A 19,691-nucleotide genomic window follows, 5' to 3' on the forward strand; every position below is an offset into this window, starting at 1 on the left:
CAAGTTTTTGCAGTCACGCGTGCGTCCGCATGGGCGTGACGCACACGTGGCCCATATCGCGGAGCTTCGTGCTTCGCACCCAGCGGAGTTTCGTGCTTCGCACGGCGAGCGGGGGCGCTGCCGACGAGCAGTTCCAGAAGAGAAGGGAGTCGGTGATGTTCACGCGCATTGCCATCGTGAACCGAGGTGAGGCCGCGATGCGGCTCATCCACGCCGTCCGCGGGTTGTCTGCCGAGACCGGTCAGCCCATCGAAGTCGTAGCCCTGCACACCGACGTCGACCGCAACGCCACATTCGTCCGCGAAGCCGACATCGCGTACAACCTGGGAGCGGCAGCCGACCGCCCCTACCTGAACCTCAAGGTGCTCGAGCACGCCTTGCTCGAGACCGGCGCCGACGCCGCATGGGTCGGCTGGGGATTCGTCGCAGAAGATCCGCTCTTCGCCGAACTGTGCGACCGCATCGGCGTCACCTTCATCGGCCCGTCCGCCGAGGCAATGCGCAAACTCGGCGACAAGATCGGCGCAAAGCTGATCGCCGAAGAAGTCGGTGTTCCGGTCGCCCCGTGGAGCCGCGGGTCCGTGGACACCATCGACGACGCGCTCGAGGCAGCAGCGTCGATCGGGTACCCGCTGATGCTCAAGGCGACCGCGGGTGGTGGAGGTCGCGGTATCCGCGTCATCACCAGCGACGACGAACTCCGCGACGCCTTCGACCGCACCCGCGACGAAGCCGCCCGCGCCTTCGGCAGCGGCGTCGTCTTCCTCGAACGACTCGTGACCGGAGCCCGCCACGTCGAGGTCCAGGTCATCGCCGACGGCCAGGGCACCGCATGGGCGCTCGGCGTCCGCGACTGCTCGGTGCAGCGCCGCAATCAGAAGATCATCGAGGAGTCGGCATCGCCGGTTCTCGCACCAGAACAGGTCGCCGATCTCAAGGCATCCGCTGAGCGTCTCGCCGTCGCTGTCGGATACCGGGGCGCCGCAACCGTCGAATTCCTGTACCACCCCGGCGAGCACCTCTTTGCCTTCCTCGAAGTCAATACCCGCCTGCAGGTGGAGCACCCGATCACCGAGTGCACGACCGGAATCGATCTGGTCCGCGCACAACTTCACGTCGCGTCGGGCGGCCGCCTCGAAGGCGAGCCTCCGGCCGAGCGCGGCCACGCCATCGAGGCGCGCCTCAATGCCGAGGATCCGGACCGTGACTTCGCACCGGCACCCGGCCGCATCTCCCGACTCGAACTCCCCGCCGGTCCCGGCATCCGCGTCGACACCGGAGTCAGTGAGGGCGACACGATCCCCGCTGATTTCGACTCGATGATCGCCAAGATCATCGCCTACGGCGCCAACCGCAACGAGGCCCTCGGGCGCCTGCGTCGCGCCATGAGCGAGACGCGCGTCGTCATCGAGGGTGGTGCGACCAACAAGAGTTTCGTCCTCGAGCTACTCGGGCAGCCCGCGGTCATCGACGGAAGCGCCGACACCGGCTGGATCGACCGCGTCCGCGCCGAGAACGGACTGGTCGTCAACCGCCACTCGGCGATCGCGCTGATCGCCGCCGCGATCGACAGCTACGAGGAGGAAGAAGCCGTCGAGCGTCAGCGCCTGCTGTCGACGGCGTCGGGCGGACGCCCACAGGTGCAGCACGAGAGCGGTCGCCCGCTCGACTTGAAACTGCGCGGCGTCGGATACCGCGTACGCGTCGCCCGGATCGGCGCGAGCCGCTTTCGTGTGTCGATCGAATCGGGTACTGACACCTACACCGCGGACGTCGACATCGAGCGCTTCGACGAGCACACGGCACAGATGGTGCTCAACGGGGTTCGCTACCGCCTCGTCACAGACACGCACGGGCCGACTCACCTCATCGACGTCGACGGCGTCGCCCACCGCGTCAGCCGCGACGAGGGCGGCGTTGTGCGCTCCCCTGCCCCTGCACTCGTCGTCGCCACTCCGTTGGCCGTCGGCGACGAGGTCGAGGCCGGCGCACCCGTGCTGGTTCTCGAGAGCATGAAGATGGAGACCGTGCTGCGCGCACCCGTGCGCTCGCGTCTCAAGGAGTGCACCGTGTCGGTCGGCTCCCAGGTCGAGACCGGCGCGACGTTGATGCGCCTCGAACCGATCGTCGACGCTGATGACGACGACACTTCCGCACAAGAGCCCGCCGAGAGCGTCGAACTCGAGCTACCCGCGGCTCTCGACAACGTAGACCCGGACGTCAGGACCACTCGCACCCAGGAAGATCTGCGCAGTCAGCTGCTCGGGTACGACGTCGACCCGCACGACCGATCGCGACTCCTCGACGACTACCTCAGCGTGCGGCGTGAAGTCCGTGCTTCTGGTCGACGCCCCATCGGGGATGAACTCGAACTGCTCACGGTCTTCGCCGATCTCGCCGAACTGAGCCAGAAGCGTCCGCCGTTGGGCCTCAATCCTGGGTTCGAGCATGTGCACAGCTCACGCGAGAACTTCCACACGTATCTGCAGAGCCTCGACGTGGAGCGTGACGGTCTCCCCGAAGCGTTCCACGACCAGCTACGGCTGGCGCTGCGCCACTACGGGGTCACCGAACTCGACCGCTCACCGGAACTCGAAGCCGCGGTCTTCCGCATCTTCCTGACGCTGCAGAATCCTGGTGCATCGGTCACCGTCATCACCACGCTGTTGCGTGAGTGGCTCAATGAGCCGACACCGCGCGACGAGTTGCGCGAGGACATCGGTTTCGCGCTGGATCGGATCGTGGCCGCGACGCAGGTGCGCTTCCCCGCGATTGCCGACCTCGCACGCGGTGTGATCTATGCCTGGTACGGCCAGGCGATGCTCCTGCGCGACCGTGCACGCGTCTACACGAACGTGCGCAAGCACCTCAAGTACCTCGACGAGAACCCCGATGCCGCCGACCGCAGTGAGCGCATCGCCGACATGGTGCGAAGCACCGAGCCTCTGGTTCGCCTTCTGGGACAACGCATTCAGCGCAGCGGCACCGACAACACCGTCATGCTCGAAGTACTCACCCGCCGCTACTACGGCAACAAGGGTGTCGACGTCATCACCACGCAGACCGCACGCGGCACAACGTTCGTCGTCGCCGCACGCGACGGCGCCAGCGTCGTCTCGGCAGCGGTGCCGTTCGACGAATTGGCTTCTGCGGCAAGCGGACTCATCGAGTTGGCGCGTACCAGCGCGTCGATCGCAGCCGACATCTACGTCAGCTGGGAAGACCAGCCGGACGACTTCGACACCATGGCCGCGGCCTTGCACGAGATCGTCGCGGCGGCACCCATGCCCGGCCAGGTGCAACGCGTCACGTTCACCGTCGCCGGACGCGGCACCGCTGTGATGCATCACCACTTCACGTTCCGACCGTCGGCAACCGGCATGGTCGAGGAACGACTGATCCGTGGTCTGCATCCCTACATCGCGCAGCGGATGCGCATGGAGCGGCTCCGCAAGTTCGACCTGACCAGGCTGCCCTCGGCAGACGACGAGGAGATCTACCTGTTCCGCGCCGTCGCGAAGGAAAACCCAGCCGACGACAGGCTGGTCGCCTTCGCGCAGGTACGCGACCTGAGTTCGCTGCGCGAAAACGACGGTCGATTGCTGTCGCTCCCCACGGCCGAGACTGTGCTTGCCTCCTGCGCCGACTCGATTCGTCGCGCCAAGCGTGGTCAGAAGCGTGCGGTCAACACCAACCGCATCGTCATGTACGTGTGGCCACCTGTCGACGCCTCCGCGGACGATCTGGCCACGATCGCCGATCACATCCGCGGTACGACCGCCGACGTCGGGCTCGAAGAAGTGCAGCTGATCGCCCGACGCCGCGACCGCGACACCGGCGAACTGCGCAAGGTCTCCATTCGCTTCTCCGTCAACGCGACAGGCGGATTCGACGTCTCGGTGGGAGAACCATCTGCCGAGCCGATCGAGCCCGTCGATGAATACCGTCAAAAGGTCCTCAGCGCCGCTCGACGCAACACGGTCTACCCGTACGAGTTGACCGGCCTGCTCGGCGACTTCCGGGAGTACGACCTCGACGCCGAGCAGCGACTCGTACCGGTAGCGCGCCTCAAGGGACGCAACACCGCAGCGATCGTCGCGGGCGTCGTGACGACGCCGACCGAGAAGTATCCGCAGGGCATCACCCGCGTCGTGTTGCTCGGCGACCCGACGAAATCGCTTGGTGCACTGTCGGAACCCGAGTGTGCGCGCGTGATCGCGGCACTCGACCTCGCCGAGGAGATGAAGGTCCCGCTCGAGTGGTACGCCCTCTCATCCGGCGCGCGCATCTCGATGGATTCGGGTACCGAGAACATGGACTGGGTGGCGCGCGCACTGAAGCGGGTCGTCGAGTTCACCCAGGATGGCGGTGAGATCAACATCGTCGTCGCGGGCATCAACGTCGGAGCCCAGCCGTACTGGAACGCAGAGGCGACCATGCTGATGCACACGAAGGGCATCCTCGTGATGACCCCGGAGTCGGCCATGGTGCTGACCGGTAAGCAGTCGCTGGACTTCTCGGGCGGTGTCTCCGCGGAAGACAACTTCGGCATCGGCGGCTACGACCGGGTCATGGGCCCCAACGGCCAGGCTCAGTACTGGGCCCCGAACCTCGGGGCCGCACGCGACGTGCTGATGGCGCACTACGACCACACCTACGTGATGCCCGGTGAACTGACTCCTCGACGCCTCATCACGACCGACCCGGTCGACCGCGACGTCTCCGACTACCCGCACGTTCTTGCGGGCAGCGACTTCACCACTGTCGGACAGATCTTCTCCAAGGAGATGAATCCCGACCGTAAGAAGCCGTTCGACATCCGGACGGTCATCCGCGCCGTCGCCGACCAGGATCATCAGGTCCTTGAACGGTGGGCCGGAATGGCCGACGCCGAGACCGCCGTGGTTTCCGACGTGCATCTCGGCGGAATTCCGGTGTGCCTGCTCGGGATCGAATCGCGCGAGGTATCGCGCCGTGGCTACACCCCGACCGACGGGCCGGACACCTACACGGCGGGCACGTTGTTCCCACAGTCGTCGAAAAAGGCTGCGCGAGCAATCAATTCGGCGAGCGGCAATCGTCCGCTCGTGGTGCTCGCCAACCTGTCCGGATTCGACGGCTCGCCGGAGTCGATGCGCAAACTTCAGCTCGAGTACGGAGCTGAGATCGGACGCGCGATCGTCAACTTCCGCGGCCCGATCGTCTTCTGCGTCATCTCGCGGTATCACGGCGGAGCGTTCGTCGTGTTCTCCAAGGCGCTCAATCCGAACATGACGGTGTTGGCGATCGACGGCTCATTCGCCTCCGTGCTCGGTGGGGCTCCCGCCGCGGCCGTGGTGTTCGCGGGCGACGTCAACAAGAGGGTCGACGCCGACCCGCGTGTGCGCGACATCGAGGCACGTTTGGCGGAGGCTTCCGGCTCGGACCGTTCGGCGCTGAGCGCGGAGCTTGCCGATGTGCGTCAGTCCGTGCGGGCCGAGACGATCAATGCTGTCGCCGCCGAGTTCGACGCCGTACACAGCATCCGACGCGCTGTCGAGGTCGGTTCTGTGGACGCCGTCATCGACGCCGCCGAACTGCGTCCGCGGATCATCGCCGCGATCGAGGCGAATTCGACATGGTCGCACCGTCGTCATGAGGCCGCCGACCCTGAGCAGGTCAGCCCCCAGCAGGTCGGCACTGAGCAGGTCGGCACGAGTTCGGAGTCGTAGCACCGAATCGGGATACATCGATAACCGACGGCGCGGGGCCGGGATCAGAGAAACACTCTCCGATCCCGGCCCCGCGCTCTGTCTCGCCGCGCCCGCGCGCTAGGCGATCTCGTCGGCTCCGGCACGCACGACGAAGCGTCGAACGCGGTCGCGTAGATTGTCGATCCTGTTGAGCCGCACCGCTTCCCGATCCTGACCGGCCATCGCCGACGACGGCAACCGGTGGACGTTGCGGGAACACTCGAAGTGCGAGCAGATCAGTGTGCCGATCGTGTCGCCGCGGCGACCGGCCTTGCCCACGCGCCGCGCCGTGAACAGCAGGACCTCGTTCGGGATCGAGACGTCTTCACACAGAGCGCACAACACACGTGTGCGTGGCGGCACCACGCCCGCCCGCAGACGCAGGCCGACGAGACCGGCAGCGGTATCGGAGTCAGATACCTCGGAAGCTCCAGATACATCGGCAGCGTCGGGAACATCAGAGACGTTGGAGAGATCGACGACCAGGTAGCCGATGGTCGGCGTCTTGGGATCACGCCAACCGAGGTATTCGAGCCGATCCCAGTCGAGCGTGTCGAACTCGGCGGGTAGATGGAGTTCCTTACGTTCCCGTACCGAGGCATTCACTAGGGAAGCGCGCAGTTGTTTTTCGGAGAGTTGTCGCATGGTGAATTCACCTGTTTCGTGAGTGGCGTGCCGCCCTGGAAACCTGAGAACCTCGGAATCTTGGAACCGTGGAGTATTGGAAACCGTGGAGCGTTGCTGACGGCACGAAGTAAATGAGGACAGCCGGATTGGCGTATGAACGATCACGCCCTCACCGATCACGGCGAGCGCGCGGTCAGCGCAGACGGCTATCTGTTGTCGGCGTGCACGCCGACAACCTCCTCACGCCGCACGAGGCGGACAGATGGTGCAGACACGCACTCGAGTCTGCCGTCGACCGCGTCTCGTCGTCAACGCGGTAAGCGAATCGAACGGTCATCGCTCGCCCGGCGGCAGCCTCTGGTTGTGGCTATGCTGGCGGTTTCCCGACGCGCCGGCGCGACCTCACGGTGGCTCCGACCCGCGACGCCGGGGCCATCCGCGGAAGGAGCGCACCGTGTCAACCGACTCCGGCGCACACGCCAGACCGACTTCCGGGCAACGTCTGCCCGGTCACATCAGATTGACGTCACACAGCGGCGGAGTGGACGCGCCGTCGATCACCTGGGGCGCACCGACCGCGGCAGCGCGTGGTCCCGTCATCGCGACCACCACGACGCGTGGACACCGCAACGTCGTCGGCACTCATTCGGGCTCGTACAGCGTGTATCGGGCATTGGCGGTGGCGAGCGGGGCACTCTCGCGCGAGCACCGCGCCGACCTCACCAACACCTCGCCCACCGACGTGGTCGGCCCCTACCCGCAGTGGAGCGACCCCGAAGCCATCGTCAGCATCGACCCCTGGGGCGCGACGATCGCCGACTCGTTTCCCGATCAGCTTGCCGCCGGATACGACGTCCGGCCGACCATTGCCATCACCAAGGCTCACGTGATCCTCCCCGAGATCGCCGACGCGATCGCGAAGGGACGCTTGGTACCTGACAACGAGACGTTGCTCCCCAACGGTGCCGCACTTGTGACGAAGGCCGCAGTCGAACCGGTGTGGTATCTGCCCGGCGTCGCCAAGCGATTCGGTTGTAGTGAAACGGAATTGCGTCGTGTTCTGTTCGAGGAAACCGGTGGCATGTACCCCGAGTTGGTCACGCGTTCTGACCTCGACGTGTTCCTTCCGCCCATCGGCGGGCAGACCGTGTACATCTTCGGCGACCCACGCGATCTCGCCGACCCGACCGTCGAGCTCACCGCACGCGTGCACGACGAATGCAATGGGTCGGATGTGTTCGGCTCCGACATCTGCACCTGCCGCCCCTACCTCACCCATGCGATCGAGGAGTGCATCCTCGGAGCACAGAACGGCGGCGTCGGTCTGGTTGCGTACTCGCGCAAGGAAGGTCGGGCGTTGGGCGAGGTGACGAAGTTCCTCGTCTACAACGCGCGCAAGCGACAGGTGGGCGGCGACACCGCCGACCAATACTTCGCACGCACGGAATGCGTTGCGGGAGTGCAGGACATGCGCTTCCAGGAGCTGATGCCCGACGTCTTGCACTGGTTCGGCATCACCAAGATCGACCGGCTTGTCTCGATGAGCAATATGAAGTACGACGCGATCACCGGGTCCGGGATCGCCGTCGGAGAACGTGTCGACCTTCCCGACTACTTGATTCCCGACGACGCGCGCGTGGAGATCGACGCGAAGACCGCCGCAGGCTACTTCACGAGTGGCGTGATCCCGGACGCCGACGAACTGCGTAAGGCGAAAGGTCGGGGTCTGACCACATGAGGGCGACGGACACGGTCGTCGATCCCCTCGCGACCCTGCACAGTACCGACACGATCCGCGACCGAGCGACAACACTTCTCACCCGCGCACGCGAGGGTCAATCGGAGTGGTTCACCGTCGACGACGATGCCATCGGGACGGCTGTCGGCCTCGTCGCCGATGTCACACGCGCGCACTACCCCGACCTCGACGTTCCGTTCCACAGCCGATGGCGCCACTTCGAGGCCGCGGGAGTCGACAGGGTCGCCGGGCTGGCGCAGCGGATGAGCGCTTTGACTGTGGCTGAACGGATCAGCACGCGCATCGACCTCGCCGTCGTGAGCGTGTTGCTCGACGCGGGCGCGGGTCCGCACTGGCACTTCGACGAGCCCGGCACCGGCATCCGCCTCACGCGGTCGGAGGGACTCGGCGTCGCGAGTTTCCACGCGTTCACCGATGGCCTGTTCTCCAGCGCGGACGAGGATCCACTGCGCGTCGACGCAGCAGGTCTGCGTGCGCTGACCGCTGACCGGCTCGCGCAGGCGTTCCAGGTGAGCGCCGACAATCCGCTCGTCGGCGTCGAGGGACGCCTCGGGCTGCTCCACGAACTCGCCGACGTGTTGGAGGCGACGCCGGGTGTCTTCGGTGAGGACGGCCGCCCCGGCGGACTGGGGAATTTACTGGTCGGCGGCACCGATGGTGTCCGCGCAGCTGACATCCTCGAACTACTGCTCACGTACTTCGCGCCGATCTGGCCCTCTGCCAATCGAATCGACGATCGCCCACTCGGAGACTGCTGGCGGCACAGCGACGTCGGCGGCGACGGCGTCACCGCCGGATGGATGCCGTTCCACAAGCTGTCGCAGTGGCTTTCGTACTCGTTGCTCGAACCGTTCGGTGACGAGGGAATCACCGTCACAGGACTCGGGTATCTGACCGCGCTGCCCGAATACCGCAACGGGGGTCTGCTCCTCGACACCGGCGTCCTCGTCCCGATTCCGGCCGACTGGTCGACTCGCGAATGGCGGGTCGACGACGAGTTCATCGTCGAGTGGCGCGCGCTGACCGTGGCGCTGCTCGATGAACTGGCGCCACTCGTCTGCACCGAACTCGGACTCGACCCCGCCACCACTCCCCTCGCGTGCATTCTCGAAGGCGGCACCTGGGCTGCGGGTCGCGAGGCCGCCGCGCAACGGCGACAAGGACTTCCACCCCTGACCATCATCAGCGACGGCACGGTCTTCTGACCGTCCGAAGAACGAGAAGAGCACACATGGGCGGCACGGTTCACGTCATCGATCACCCGCTGGTCGAGCACAAACTCACCTTGATGCGTCAGAAAGAGACCTCTACCAACGATTTTCGACGCCTTCTCGACGAGATCTCGACTCTGATGGCCTACGACGTCCTCGCCGACATCCCGACGCACGAGATCAAGGTCGAGACGCCGATGGAGGTGACGACCGGCCGGGTGATCGACGGCAAGAAGCTCGTCTTCGCGTCGATCCTGCGGGCAGGGACGTCGATCGCGGACGGCATGTTGAGCGTGGTGCCCGGCGCACGTATCGGTCACATTGGGCTGTATCGAGATCCGAAGACGCACATCGCCGTCGAGTACTACTTCAAGATGCCCAAGGAACTCGCCGAACGCGACGTCGTCATCGTCGACCCCCTCCTCGCGACTGGCCACTCGGCGGTCGCGGCGGTCGACCGGCTGAAGGAGTATCAGCCACGCTCGATCCGATTCGTGTGCCTCCTCACTTGTCCCGAGGGACTCGCCGCGCTCCACGACGCACACCCCGACGTCCCCGTGTACACGGCTGCCGTCGACCGTGAGCTCAACGACGACGGCTACATCCTTCCCGGGCTCGGCGACGCCGGCGACCGGATCTTCGGAACCCAGTAGGCACAACCCACCCGCCGTAGGGTGCCCGCCGGGCGGCGCACTGCGTTGGGGAGAATAACCGCATGCAGGCTTCCGCGATAGGTGCGTCGCTCGAGCGCCACCAGGTCGCTGTGTACCTGTGCGTGTTCGCCCTCGGTGGCCTCGTCGGACTGGCGTTGCCGCAGACCAGCGGTGCCGCAGAGTATTTGGTGACGCCGGCGCTGGCGGCGCTGTTGTTCCTCACGTTTCTTCAAGTACCGGTGTCGGGATTGGCTACGGCGTGGCGGGACTGGCGCTTTCTTCTCGCGCTCGTCGCCGTGAACTTCGTGGCCGTCCCCGCGGTGGTCGCGCTGTTGACTCTGGTCATGCCCGACTCCGACCCCGTTCGCCTCGGGATGCTGATCGTGTTGCTCTGTCCGTGCGTCGACTACGTCATCGTGTTCAGCGGACTCGCGGGAGCGCGCAGCGACCGGCTGCTGGCAGCGACCCCGCTGTTGCTGATCGCCCAATTCCTTTTGTTACCGGCCTATCTCGCGATTCTCGGCGGCGGCGCCTCGCTCGGCGCAATCGACCCGGCGCCGTTCGTGTCAGCGTTCATCTTCCTGATCGTCATTCCGCTGCTGTGCGCCTGGGGCGTTCAGTTGTGGACACGCAACAGTCCGCCACGCGAATCGCTGGTCCGTCGACTCGACGTGGCCATGGTCCCGATGATGGCGTTGGTTCTGGCGCTCGTCGCCGCGTCGCAGGTGGCGCGTCTGGGTTCAGACTTCTCGACGGTGGCAGGCGCGCTGTGGATCTACGTCGTGTTCCTCATGGTGATGCCGTTGATCGGATGGGCGGTAGGACGGCTCCTCAGTCTCGACACCGGATCGACGCGCGCCGTCGCATTCTCCGGCGCGACACGAAACTCGTTGGTGGTCTTACCCCTTGCCCTGTCGCTGAACGAGGGGGCCGACCTCGCGGCCACCGCGGTGGTGGCGCAAACGGCCGTCGAACTGGTCGGGATGGTGGTGTTCGTGCAACTCATCCCGCGGATGATCCGCGACCGCTGACCCGCCCTCGCTATTTGTGCGGCACGTCGGCGGAAAGTCCGCCGTCCATGACGAATTCGGCGCCCGTCGCATACGACGACTCGTCACTGGCGAGAAATACCACGAAGGTCGACACCTCGCTCGAATCCGCTGCACGGCCGAGAGGCACCTTGACCATGTCCTCGGGCAGACCCTCCGTCATCGGCGTCCTGATGAGGCCGGGGTGAATCGAGTTGACCCTCACGTTGTGTGGCGCGAGTTCGAGAGCGGCCGACTTCGCCAGGCCACGAACACCCCACTTCGACGCGACGTACCCGTGTGCCCACGGACTTCCACGAAGCCCCTCCACAGACGACACGTTGATGATCGATCCGCCCCCGGCAGCGATCATCGGATCCGCCACCGACTGGATTCCCAGGAAGGTGCCCGTCAGGTTGACGTCGATGATCTGCTTCCACTTGTCGAGGCGAAACTTCTGGACCGTCGACCCGTTGACGATGCCCGCGTTGTTCACCAGAACGTTGACCTTGCCGAAGTCGTCGACCGCTGCGGCGACCGCCGCCTGCCAGTCCTCCGGTGACGTGACGTCGAGGTGCACGTAGCGTGCCGAGTCTCCGATCGCGGCGGCGAGCGCTTTGCCCTCGTCGTCGAGAATGTCGCCGATCACGACCTTCCCACCCTCGGCGACGAGTGCCCTCGCGTGCTCCGCACCCATGCCACGGGCACCGCCGGTAATGATCGCAACCTTGCCGTCAACACGTCCCATGGCGACACACGGTACCTGCTCGGAGGTCAAATGAGAACACGTTCTACCCATCTGCGTCGTTCCGTGTTCTACTCATATGGACATCAGTCCGGACAGATGTTCACCCCTGCCTGGCTTTCACCACTGACAGAGGTTCACACAGCGAGGAGGCATCGGCACATGACGATCAGGGTGGCTCTCGTCGGCACCGGAAACGCGGGCAGACTCGCGCTGACCCAACTCATCGACGACGACCGGTTCGATCTCGTCGGCGTCTGCGTCAACAACCCGGACAAGGTAGGCGTCGACGCCGGAATCCTGGCCGGAGGTGACAGCGCCACCGGCGTCGTGGCTGTCGGCGATCTGCGGTCGATCATCGAAGGTTCACCGGACGTCGTCGTCTACTGCGCCATGGGTGACACGCGCCCGATCGAAGCGTTCAACGACATTCTCGCGATCGTCTCGGCGGGCATCGACGTCGTCGGCTCGGCGCCCGGCGGACTGCAGTATCCCTGGGGCGTCATGCCGGACAAGGCGATCGCCAAACTCGAGAAAGCCGCCCACGACAACGACGCGAGCGTGTTCATCACCGGCGTCGATCCCGGATTCGCCAACGACCTCATCCCGTTCGTCTTCGCGGGTACCTGTCAGCGGATCGAGCAGGTCCGGTGCATGGAGATCGCCGACTACGCGACCTACGACGGCGCCGAGGTCATGTTCGACGTGATGGGTTTCGGCAAGCCGCTCGACGAGACGCCCATGCTTTTCCTCCCCGGAATCCTCGGGCTCGCGTGGGGCACGACGATGCAGATCCTCGCCGCCGGACTCGGCATCACCATCGACGAGGTCGTCGAGCACCACGAAAGTGAGCCCGCACCAGAGGAATTCGAGATCGCGGCGGGGGTGGTGGAGAAAGGTACCCGAGCCGCCGTGCGTTTCGAGATCATCGGGATGTCCGAGGGGCGCGAAGCCGTCGTGATCGAACACGTCACGCGGCTACGCGACGATCTGCGGCCCGACTGGGCGCGGCCGTCACAACCGGGCGGGTGCTATCGCGTCGAGATCGTCGGCGAACCGTCGTACCGCGTCGACATCATGCCGACGAGCGCGAAGGGCGACCACAACCACGCCGCGATCGTGGCCGCCATGGGACGGATCGTGAACGCGATCCCTGCAGTCCACGACGCCCCCGCAGGTATACGCACAACGCTCGATCTCCCACTGGTGACCGGTAACGGCGTGTTCGTCACAGGCGCCCCGACCGGCGAGGATGGCCTCCGGTAAGTTGACCCCCATGAGCGAGCAGACCGTCAGTGACCGTGAATGGAAGGCCTTCGAGGTCGATGTGGCCGACCAGGTCGCCGAAGTCCGTCTCACCGGCCCCGGCAAGGGCAATGCGATGGGACCCGACTTCTGGCGCGAACTTCCCGACATCATCGAAGGGCTCGACGCCGACGATGAGGTTCGCGCAATCATCATCACCGGGTCGGGAAAGAACTTTTCCTACGGACTCGACATTCCCGCGATGTCAGGATCGCTTGGCCCGGTTTTGGCTGACAATGCAAAAGCCAAGCCGCGCATGGACTTTCATGACACCATCATCTACATGCAGCGTGCGATCAACGCCGTTGCCGACTCTCGTACTCCGGTCATCGCTTCGATCAGCGGTTGGTGCATCGGCGGTGGTGTCGACCTGATCACCGCGGCAGACATCCGCTATGCGAGTGCCGATGCCAAGTTCAGCGTCCGCGAGGTGCGCGTCGGCATGGTCGCCGACATGGGCAGCCTCGCCCGACTGCCCGCGATCATCGGTGACGGCCACATGCGCGAGTTGGCTCTGACCGGCAAGGACATCGACGCGCAGCGAGCCGCCGCGATCGGCCTGATCAACGAGGTCACAGAAACCCCCGAAGAGTCCCTCGCACTCGCGCGCACGACGGCCGCGCAGATCGCCGCCAATCCTCCGCTCGTGGTCAAGGGCGTCAAAGCCGTTCTCGATCACACCCGTTCAGCGGCGGTTGCCGACAACCTCCGCTATGTGGCTGTGTGGAATGCGGCGTTCCTGCCCAGTAACGACCTCACCGAGGCGGTCGCGTCGATCTTCGAGAAGCGCGACCCGAACTTCACCGGCTCCTGACGTCGACCTCGCCGGTCACTGACCCGTGGTCCGGTCTTCTCGTTCGTCGGTGACGAGCGAGAAGACCGGAATCTTTCTGTCCGTGCGCTTTTCGTACAGATCGAAGTTCGGCCAAGTCGCACGCAGTACCTGCCAGGCCTGTGCGCGCTCGTCGCCGTCGAGTTCGCGCACCGTCGCCTCCGATGTCAGCCCCGCGTGACGCACCTTGACCGTGTCCGTGGCGCGCAGGTTGAAGACCCACTGCGGCATATCCGGCCCGCCGAAATACGAACCCGCGATCAACCAGCCCGCATCGGTGGGGGCTGCGAGCAGCGCGGTGGCGCGCTCGACACCGCTACGACGTCCGCGCACGATCACCGTGATGTGCGGAAGGCCCGCGATATCGAGTAAGCCGTAGCGCTGACGCGTGAGCACCGCAATCGCCTTGTCGCACTTCACGATCTGCGGCAGATACTTCGGCATCCATGGGATGGAACCGACCTTGATCGCCAGCGGAGTCAACAGGCCCATGTGGTCAGTGTTCCATGCGACCATTTCGCGGCCCGATTCCGCCACACCGAATGCCACGACGCGCTGTGTCAAGGCGGATGTGCACAGCTGTGGAAGCGCCTCTGATCGTCTCGTCCGATCGGGACGACGATGACACGCATGAACCACGACAACGCTTCTGACCGCATCTCCGACGCACCCGACAGCGAGCCCATTCCCGACATCAAGACCGCGAAGCTGCCGTTCGACAGCACCGAGGCGCTGCGCCAGCGGTGGCGTGCCCTCATGGGACCGCTCGGCTTCAGCGAACCCTGTCTCTGGATCGCCTTCATCGACGATGCTCGCCTGGCCCCCGGGGCTCTGCCGCGCATGACATTGCCGACCGTGCCCGACGCGCATCTGATCGACACCCTGGTCACCCAGCTCCGCACGGTGACCGATGACGGGCATCTGTCGCTGGCGTTCCTGCTCACACGACCTGGCAGGGACGGGATCACCGCGCGCGATCTCGGATGGTGCCGTCTCCTCGTGAGTGCCGCGCAACGCTTCGGCGTGCCCATTCTTCCGATCCACCGAGCCAACGACGTTGCACTCCTGACCATCCCGATCCCCGTCGAACGCGCGGCATGAGCGGGTAGTTTCGGACCGGGAGGTGCCATGACAACCGGACGGGACACACGTCGAGTCAGCATCGACGGAGGGCAGAGCGGCTCACGCGTCCGCGTCGCCATCGACGGCACGAAAACGGACCGCGACGACCGGCCGATCTTCACGTCGCGACCGGTTGTCGAGCAAGTCGCGGAGATCGCACGGCGAGCGCTCGCCGACGCGCCGGTTCGAGCGACGACCCTCACCGCGGGAGTGTCCGGCCTGACGCCCGATCAGTCACGTCCCGAGCGACTGCTGGCGCTGACCGCCGATCTCGGCGTCGATTCGGTGTTCCTGGTTCATGATTCGGTGTCTGCGTATCTCGGCGCCAACGGATTCGACCATGGAGTCGTCACCGCGGTCGGGACCGGGGTGGTGACGTTGGGCGTCGGAGACCTCGGTACGGCGCGGATCGACGGGTGGGGTCACCTTCTCGGGGACGCGGGCAGCGCCTACTGGATCGGCCGCGCCGGACTCGACGCGGCGCTGCGTTCGTTCGACGGACGCAGCGGCGCCACCTCGCTAAAACGCGCGGCGGTCGACGAGTTCGGTGAGCTACCTGAGCTGTACATGCGACTGCAGGGCGCGCCGGACCATGTCGCGTCGATCGCGGGATTTGGCCGGATCGTCGGGCGGGAAGCCGACAGCGGCGACGAAATCGCCGCGGGCATTCTTCGCGACGCAGCCACAGAGCTGGCCACGTCGGTGATCGCGGCGCTACGCCGCACCGGGTGGCACGAAGGCGATGCATCTCGCGTGAGCTGGATGGGGGCGGTCCTCTCTCGCAACGACATGCTGCGAGAGCATCTGCGCGACGAGATCAGCACGCGCGCACAGGGAGCCGTCGTCCAGGCGCCGCTGGGCACGTCGCTCGACGGCGTCGAAAAAGTCGCCGATACGCCGCCGGGGCACCCACTCGACATCGAGATCTACCGAGCAGGCTGATGGCTGGGCGCGACGTCCCCGTCGCGCCCAGCCATCAGGTGGTCGCCTGCACCTCGTCAGCGAGACGCGGTGAAGGTGGGCTGGGCAGCCGCGAGGTCGACAGAGCCACTGAGGTAGTCGCTGTCGGTGTAGCTTCCCGGGCCGGACGAGGTCGACATGTACGTAGCGGGCCACTCCACACTGCCGTATACCTTCACGCTGGTGGGAGTCTCGTAATCCGGGCTGAGCCTCAGTTCATTGATGTCGGTCGGCTTGGTCCAGCGGACACTGCCCGGGACGACCGACTGGTACAGCGACTGCGAACATCCCGGCTTGTCCTTCGACGCGTCGGCCTGTGTGGAACCCGCGCAGTTCGTGAAGTACGTGTCGAGGGCCGTCGCCACGGCCTTGGTGCCCTGATCGCTCAACTCGACTTTGAGGGAGTTGTACGACGCGTATGTCGGCCCCAGCGGGAAGTCGCCGGAGTTATCGGCCTTGACCGAGAAGTTCGGGTTGGCCGAACCCCACTCGACCGGCCCCGGGAACACGTAGACCTTGCTGTCCTTGCTGACGTCGACACCGAACGCGGTCAGTTGCGGCACGCGGGTGTCGTCGACGTCGATCGGGATGGTCCCATTGTCGACGGTCCACTTGCCGTCGGACTTCTTGAGCCTGAAATCGATGTCGGCGTTGCGATCTCCGAATTTGTACGTGGCTTTCACCGTGGCCATCGACGACAACGACGTCGACGGTTCGCGCACGTTGATGTCCGAGATCTTGGCGGTTGCCTGTTGCTTCTTCAGCACCTCGTCGGTGAGCAGTTTTTCCGACGGCGGTGTTCTGACGACGCTCAGCGCCTTCTTGGCGTCGCCGCTGGAGAGACCTTCGAGATAGGTCTGAACCGCGGCCTTCGGCGAACCACCGGGACCCGAGTCGCCGGTGAACACGACGATCAGCGTCACCACGAGGGCGACGATCAGGACCAGGGCGCCGCCGCCGATGCCCAGAAGCAGATAGAGCCGCTTGTTCTTCTGCTTCGGACGTTGCGGCGGCACTCCCCCGCCGCCCATCGCCGGCTGCGCACCCCACCCCGCACCGGGTTGCTGACCATATCCCTGAGGTTGGCCGGCCTGACCGTACTGGGGCTGACCGTATTGAGGCTGCTGGCCCGGGTTCGCGTCGTAACCCTGGTGCGGCTGACCGACATTCGCCGCCGGTTGGGCGGTGCCGGCCGGTGCCGACTGCCACTGCTCGTACCCGCCCTTGCCATACGCCGGCTGGGCGGCGTCGGCCTGGCCATACGTCGACTGCCCATAGTGCGACTCGCCATACGTCGACTGTCCGTACACCGGTTGCGCGGGACTCTGCTGCCCGTATGGCGCGTACCCGCCCGCCGACTTGCCGTCACTCGAGGTCGCATCACTCGCCCCGGGAGCACTCTGGGGCGTCGCTTTCTGGGGCGTCGCACCCTGGGGCGTCGAATCGCCCGGCTGAAACGGATCGTGCGGATAACTCACGGCGGCATCTCCCCCTGTCGTCGCCGACGCGGCCAGCCTCTGTGGCTCGTTGCACTCGCTGTCGGACTCGTCGGAATCGGACCAACCTTAAACGAACGTGAACGACCTATGGCAGTCGGGTCAGACAGGTGAATGATCGTCAGTCGCTACCACCTGCAGGGGCTACGGAGGCGGTGAGCGTTCCCGTCAGCAGACGTGCGAAATCGGCAGGGTCGTCGAGCTCCCCGCCCTCGGCGATCAACGCCATCCCGTAGATGAGCTTGGCGGTAGGGGTCAGCCGAGAATGGTCGGTGTCGGCCTTGAATGCCGCGTTGAGACCGACGACCAGCGGATGATCGGCATTGAGTTCGAGGGCACGCTTGGTCTTGGGCAGTTCCTGACCCGACGCACGATAGAGGCGTTCGAGTTGCGGCGACATCGAGTAGGTGTCTCCGACGAGACACGCGGCCGACTCGGTGAGACGGTGCGAGAGTCGGGCTTCACTGATGTCGGCGTCAAGCGCCTCACCGAGCCAGGTGAGCAGTTCCTCGAACTCGGCATTGCGCGCATCGGTCGACTCGTCGGAAGTGCTTGCGTCACCGTCGAGTTCGTCGAGATCGACTTCGCCCTTCGCGATCGACCGGAACGGCTTTCCGTCGAATTCGACACCACTCGAAACCCACATCTCGTCGACGGGGTCGTGCAGGAAGAGCACCTCGATGCCCTTGGCCCGGAACGCCTCCATATGCGGCGAGTTCTCGATCTGCTGACGGGATTCGCCGGTGAGATAGTAGATCGACTTCTGCGCGTCGGACATCCGACCGACGTAATCGGCCAGCGATGTCAATTCGTCTGCGGCATGGCTGGTTTCGAATGCCGATGCCTTGAGAAGCGCATCACGATTGTCGGCGTCGTTGACCAGACCTTCTTTGAAGACGCGGCCGAAGTTGTCCCAGAACGTCCGGTAGTCGTCGGGACGGGCGGCGCGCATCTCGTCGACGGTCGAGATCACCTTCTTGGTGAGTCGACGACGGATTGCTCTGATCTGTCGATCCTGCTGGAGGATCTCGCGGGACACGTTGAGCGAGAGATCCGCAGCGTCGACAACGCCCTTGACGAAGCGGAGATACTCGGGCATCAGCTCGTCGCAGTCGTCCATGATGAACACTCGTTTGACGTACAACTGCACTCCGCCGGTGCGTTCACGCATGAACAGATCGAACGGCGCCTGCGACGGGATGAACAGCAGCGCTTGATATTCGAACGTTCCCTCGGCCTTGAGGGTGATGATCTCGAGCGGATCGTCCCAGGCGTGCGCGACGTGGCGGTAGAACTCCTTGTACTCCTCGTCGGACACCTCGTCGCGCGAACGCGACCACAGCGCCTTCATCGAATTGATGGTTTCGGTTTCCGTGGTGGTCGTGGTGACCGGTTCGTCGCCGTCGTTCTCCGCGGGAGTGGTGGTCGTCTTCTCGACGTCCATCCGGATCGGCCACGCGATGAAGTCGGAGTAACGCTTGACGAGTGCGCGAAGCTTCGTCTGGTCGGTGTAGTCGTAGAGGTGGTTCTCGGCGTCGGCGGGCTTGAGCGTCAGTGTCACCGACGTTCCCTGCGGCGCGTCATCGACATCTGTGATGGTGTAGGTGCCGTCACCCGTTGACTCCCAACGGGTTCCGGTCTGCTCGCCTGCCTTGCGGGTGACGAGGGTGACCTTGTCGGCGACCATGAACGTCGAATAGAAGCCGATGCCGAACTGTCCGATCAGCTCTTCGGTCGCCGCGGAATCCGACGCCTGCGCGAGCTTGGCACGCAGTTCAGCGGTGCCCGAGCGCGCGAGGGTGCCGATGAGTTCGACGACCTCGTCGCGTGACATTCCGATGCCGTTGTCGCGAATGGTGAGGGTTCGCTCGGCGCTGTCGTTCGAGCTCGGCTCGAGCGTGATGTGCAGATCGGAGGTGTCGACGTCGAGGTCCTTGTCGACGAGCGATTCGAGTCTGAGCTTGTCGAGCGCGTCGGATGCATTCGAAATCAGCTCCCGAAGAAAGCTGTCCTTGTCGGAGTACACGGAGTGCACCATCAGGTCCAGTAGCTGACGGGTCTCTGCCTGGAATTCGCGGGTTTCCGACTGGGTGCTCATCATGTGCCTCCGGATCAGTACGACTGGGCGCGTTGTCTGCCGATTCGATGCCATCGCGACCTCACGGGGTGCGACGTGCGCGACGTAAGAATTTTACCGACGCCGCGCGCAGTACCCTGAGGA

Annotated in this window: 14 protein-coding genes; 9 read left to right on the forward strand and 5 right to left on the reverse strand. The window is 65.1% G+C overall.

The window, feature by feature from the left end; genetic code table 11:
• Positions 1-155: 155 nt before the first annotated feature.
• Entirely contained in the window at positions 156-5,711 is a 5,556-nt protein-coding gene (locus ACRVY7_RS13620) for an ATP-binding protein (protein WP_431817524.1), read from the forward strand.
• A 99-nt stretch (positions 5,712-5,810) separates the two neighbouring features.
• Here the strand turns inward: ACRVY7_RS13620 and ACRVY7_RS13625 are convergent, their stop codons facing one another.
• Positions 5,811-6,377 (reverse strand): FBP domain-containing protein, encoded by a 567-nt coding sequence (locus tag ACRVY7_RS13625; protein ID WP_431817428.1) that lies wholly within the window; start codon positions 6,375-6,377, stop codon positions 5,811-5,813.
• A gap of 436 nt (positions 6,378-6,813) precedes the next feature.
• On the opposite strand from ACRVY7_RS13625, the gene ACRVY7_RS13630 reads away from it, so the two are divergent.
• The 4 genes from ACRVY7_RS13630 (at position 6,814) to ACRVY7_RS13645 (ending at position 11,013) form a co-directional block, all read left to right on the forward strand.
• Complete coding sequence (locus tag ACRVY7_RS13630) at positions 6,814-8,097, forward strand: GTP cyclohydrolase II (protein WP_431817429.1); 1,284 nt, start codon at positions 6,814-6,816, stop codon at positions 8,095-8,097.
• A complete protein-coding gene (locus tag ACRVY7_RS13635; RefSeq protein ID WP_431817430.1) occupies positions 8,094-9,323 on the forward strand; it encodes a URC4/urg3 family protein in 1,230 nt (409 codons plus the stop codon). Before ACRVY7_RS13630 ends, ACRVY7_RS13635 begins: the two co-directional genes overlap by 4 nt.
• 26 nt (positions 9,324-9,349) lie before the next feature.
• On the forward strand, positions 9,350-9,982 hold the full coding sequence (gene upp / locus ACRVY7_RS13640; protein ID WP_431817431.1) for a uracil phosphoribosyltransferase: 633 nt from the start codon (positions 9,350-9,352) through the stop codon (positions 9,980-9,982).
• Between the two features lie 62 nt (positions 9,983-10,044).
• Positions 10,045-11,013 carry an arsenic resistance protein gene (locus ACRVY7_RS13645; RefSeq protein WP_431817432.1) on the forward strand — a complete coding sequence of 323 codons (969 nt, stop codon included), beginning with the start codon at positions 10,045-10,047 and terminating at the stop codon, positions 11,011-11,013.
• A 10-nt stretch (positions 11,014-11,023) separates the two neighbouring features.
• On the opposite strand, the gene ACRVY7_RS13650 is transcribed toward ACRVY7_RS13645, so the two are convergent.
• Complete coding sequence (locus ACRVY7_RS13650) at positions 11,024-11,758, reverse strand: glucose 1-dehydrogenase (protein ID WP_049700667.1); 735 nt, start codon at positions 11,756-11,758, stop codon at positions 11,024-11,026.
• Between the two features lie 159 nt (positions 11,759-11,917).
• On the opposite strand from ACRVY7_RS13650, the gene ACRVY7_RS13655 reads away from it, so the two are divergent.
• A complete protein-coding gene (locus tag ACRVY7_RS13655) occupies positions 11,918-13,021 on the forward strand; it encodes an NAD(P)H-dependent amine dehydrogenase family protein (RefSeq protein ID WP_431817433.1) in 1,104 nt (367 codons plus the stop codon).
• A 10-nt stretch (positions 13,022-13,031) separates the two neighbouring features.
• Positions 13,032-13,874: a crotonase/enoyl-CoA hydratase family protein gene (locus ACRVY7_RS13660; RefSeq protein WP_049700669.1), complete on the forward strand. Its 843-nt coding sequence runs from the start codon at positions 13,032-13,034 to the stop codon at positions 13,872-13,874.
• Positions 13,875-13,889: 15 nt separating this feature from the next.
• On the opposite strand, the gene ACRVY7_RS13665 is transcribed toward ACRVY7_RS13660, so the two are convergent.
• A complete protein-coding gene (locus ACRVY7_RS13665) occupies positions 13,890-14,384 on the reverse strand; it encodes a nitroreductase family deazaflavin-dependent oxidoreductase (RefSeq protein ID WP_431817525.1) in 495 nt (164 codons plus the stop codon).
• Between the two features lie 138 nt (positions 14,385-14,522).
• Here ACRVY7_RS13665 and ACRVY7_RS13670 point away from each other — a divergent pair, with 138 nt between their 5' ends.
• Positions 14,523-14,993 carry a hypothetical protein gene (locus tag ACRVY7_RS13670; protein ID WP_083444467.1) on the forward strand — a complete coding sequence of 157 codons (471 nt, stop codon included), beginning with the start codon at positions 14,523-14,525 and terminating at the stop codon, positions 14,991-14,993.
• Positions 14,994-15,020: 27 nt separating this feature from the next.
• Complete coding sequence (locus tag ACRVY7_RS13675) at positions 15,021-15,956, forward strand: N-acetylglucosamine kinase (RefSeq protein WP_431817434.1); 936 nt, start codon at positions 15,021-15,023, stop codon at positions 15,954-15,956.
• A 56-nt stretch (positions 15,957-16,012) separates the two neighbouring features.
• Here ACRVY7_RS13675 and ACRVY7_RS13680 read toward each other — a convergent pair whose 3' ends face one another.
• On the reverse strand, positions 16,013-17,452 hold the full coding sequence (locus tag ACRVY7_RS13680; RefSeq protein ID WP_431817435.1) for a mediator complex subunit 15 domain-containing protein: 1,440 nt from the start codon (positions 17,450-17,452) through the stop codon (positions 16,013-16,015).
• A gap of 139 nt (positions 17,453-17,591) precedes the next feature.
• Positions 17,592-19,568, reverse strand: coding sequence for a molecular chaperone HtpG (htpG, locus tag ACRVY7_RS13685; RefSeq protein WP_431817526.1), 1,977 nt, complete (start codon positions 19,566-19,568; stop codon positions 17,592-17,594).
• Positions 19,569-19,691: the final 123 nt, after the last annotated feature.

Origin of the sequence: Gordonia jacobaea (assembly GCF_965344965.1) — a bacterium.
GTDB classification, from domain to species: Bacteria; Actinomycetota; Actinomycetes; order Mycobacteriales; family Mycobacteriaceae; genus Gordonia; species Gordonia jacobaea.

Bases quoted from the DNA above. Each gene is read 5' to 3' on its own strand.
- ACRVY7_RS13620 (WP_431817524.1), top strand. From the start codon at position 156: ATGTTCACGCGCATTGCCATCGTGAACCGAGGTGAGGCCGCGATGCGG.
- ACRVY7_RS13625 (WP_431817428.1), bottom strand. From the start codon at position 6,377: ATGCGACAACTCTCCGAAAAACAACTGCGCGCTTCCCTAGTGAATGCC.
- ACRVY7_RS13635 (WP_431817430.1), top strand. From the start codon at position 8,094: ATGAGGGCGACGGACACGGTCGTCGATCCCCTCGCGACCCTGCACAGT.
- upp (WP_431817431.1), top strand. From the start codon at position 9,350: ATGGGCGGCACGGTTCACGTCATCGATCACCCGCTGGTCGAGCACAAA.
- ACRVY7_RS13645 (WP_431817432.1), top strand. From the start codon at position 10,045: ATGCAGGCTTCCGCGATAGGTGCGTCGCTCGAGCGCCACCAGGTCGCT.
- ACRVY7_RS13650 (WP_049700667.1), bottom strand. From the start codon at position 11,758: ATGGGACGTGTTGACGGCAAGGTTGCGATCATTACCGGCGGTGCCCGT.
- ACRVY7_RS13655 (WP_431817433.1), top strand. From the start codon at position 11,918: ATGACGATCAGGGTGGCTCTCGTCGGCACCGGAAACGCGGGCAGACTC.
- ACRVY7_RS13660 (WP_049700669.1), top strand. From the start codon at position 13,032: ATGAGCGAGCAGACCGTCAGTGACCGTGAATGGAAGGCCTTCGAGGTC.
- ACRVY7_RS13665 (WP_431817525.1), bottom strand. From the start codon at position 14,384: ATGGGCCTGTTGACTCCGCTGGCGATCAAGGTCGGTTCCATCCCATGG.
- ACRVY7_RS13670 (WP_083444467.1), top strand. From the start codon at position 14,523: ATGAACCACGACAACGCTTCTGACCGCATCTCCGACGCACCCGACAGC.
- ACRVY7_RS13675 (WP_431817434.1), top strand. From the start codon at position 15,021: ATGACAACCGGACGGGACACACGTCGAGTCAGCATCGACGGAGGGCAG.
- htpG (WP_431817526.1), bottom strand. From the start codon at position 19,568: ATGAGCACCCAGTCGGAAACCCGCGAATTCCAGGCAGAGACCCGTCAG.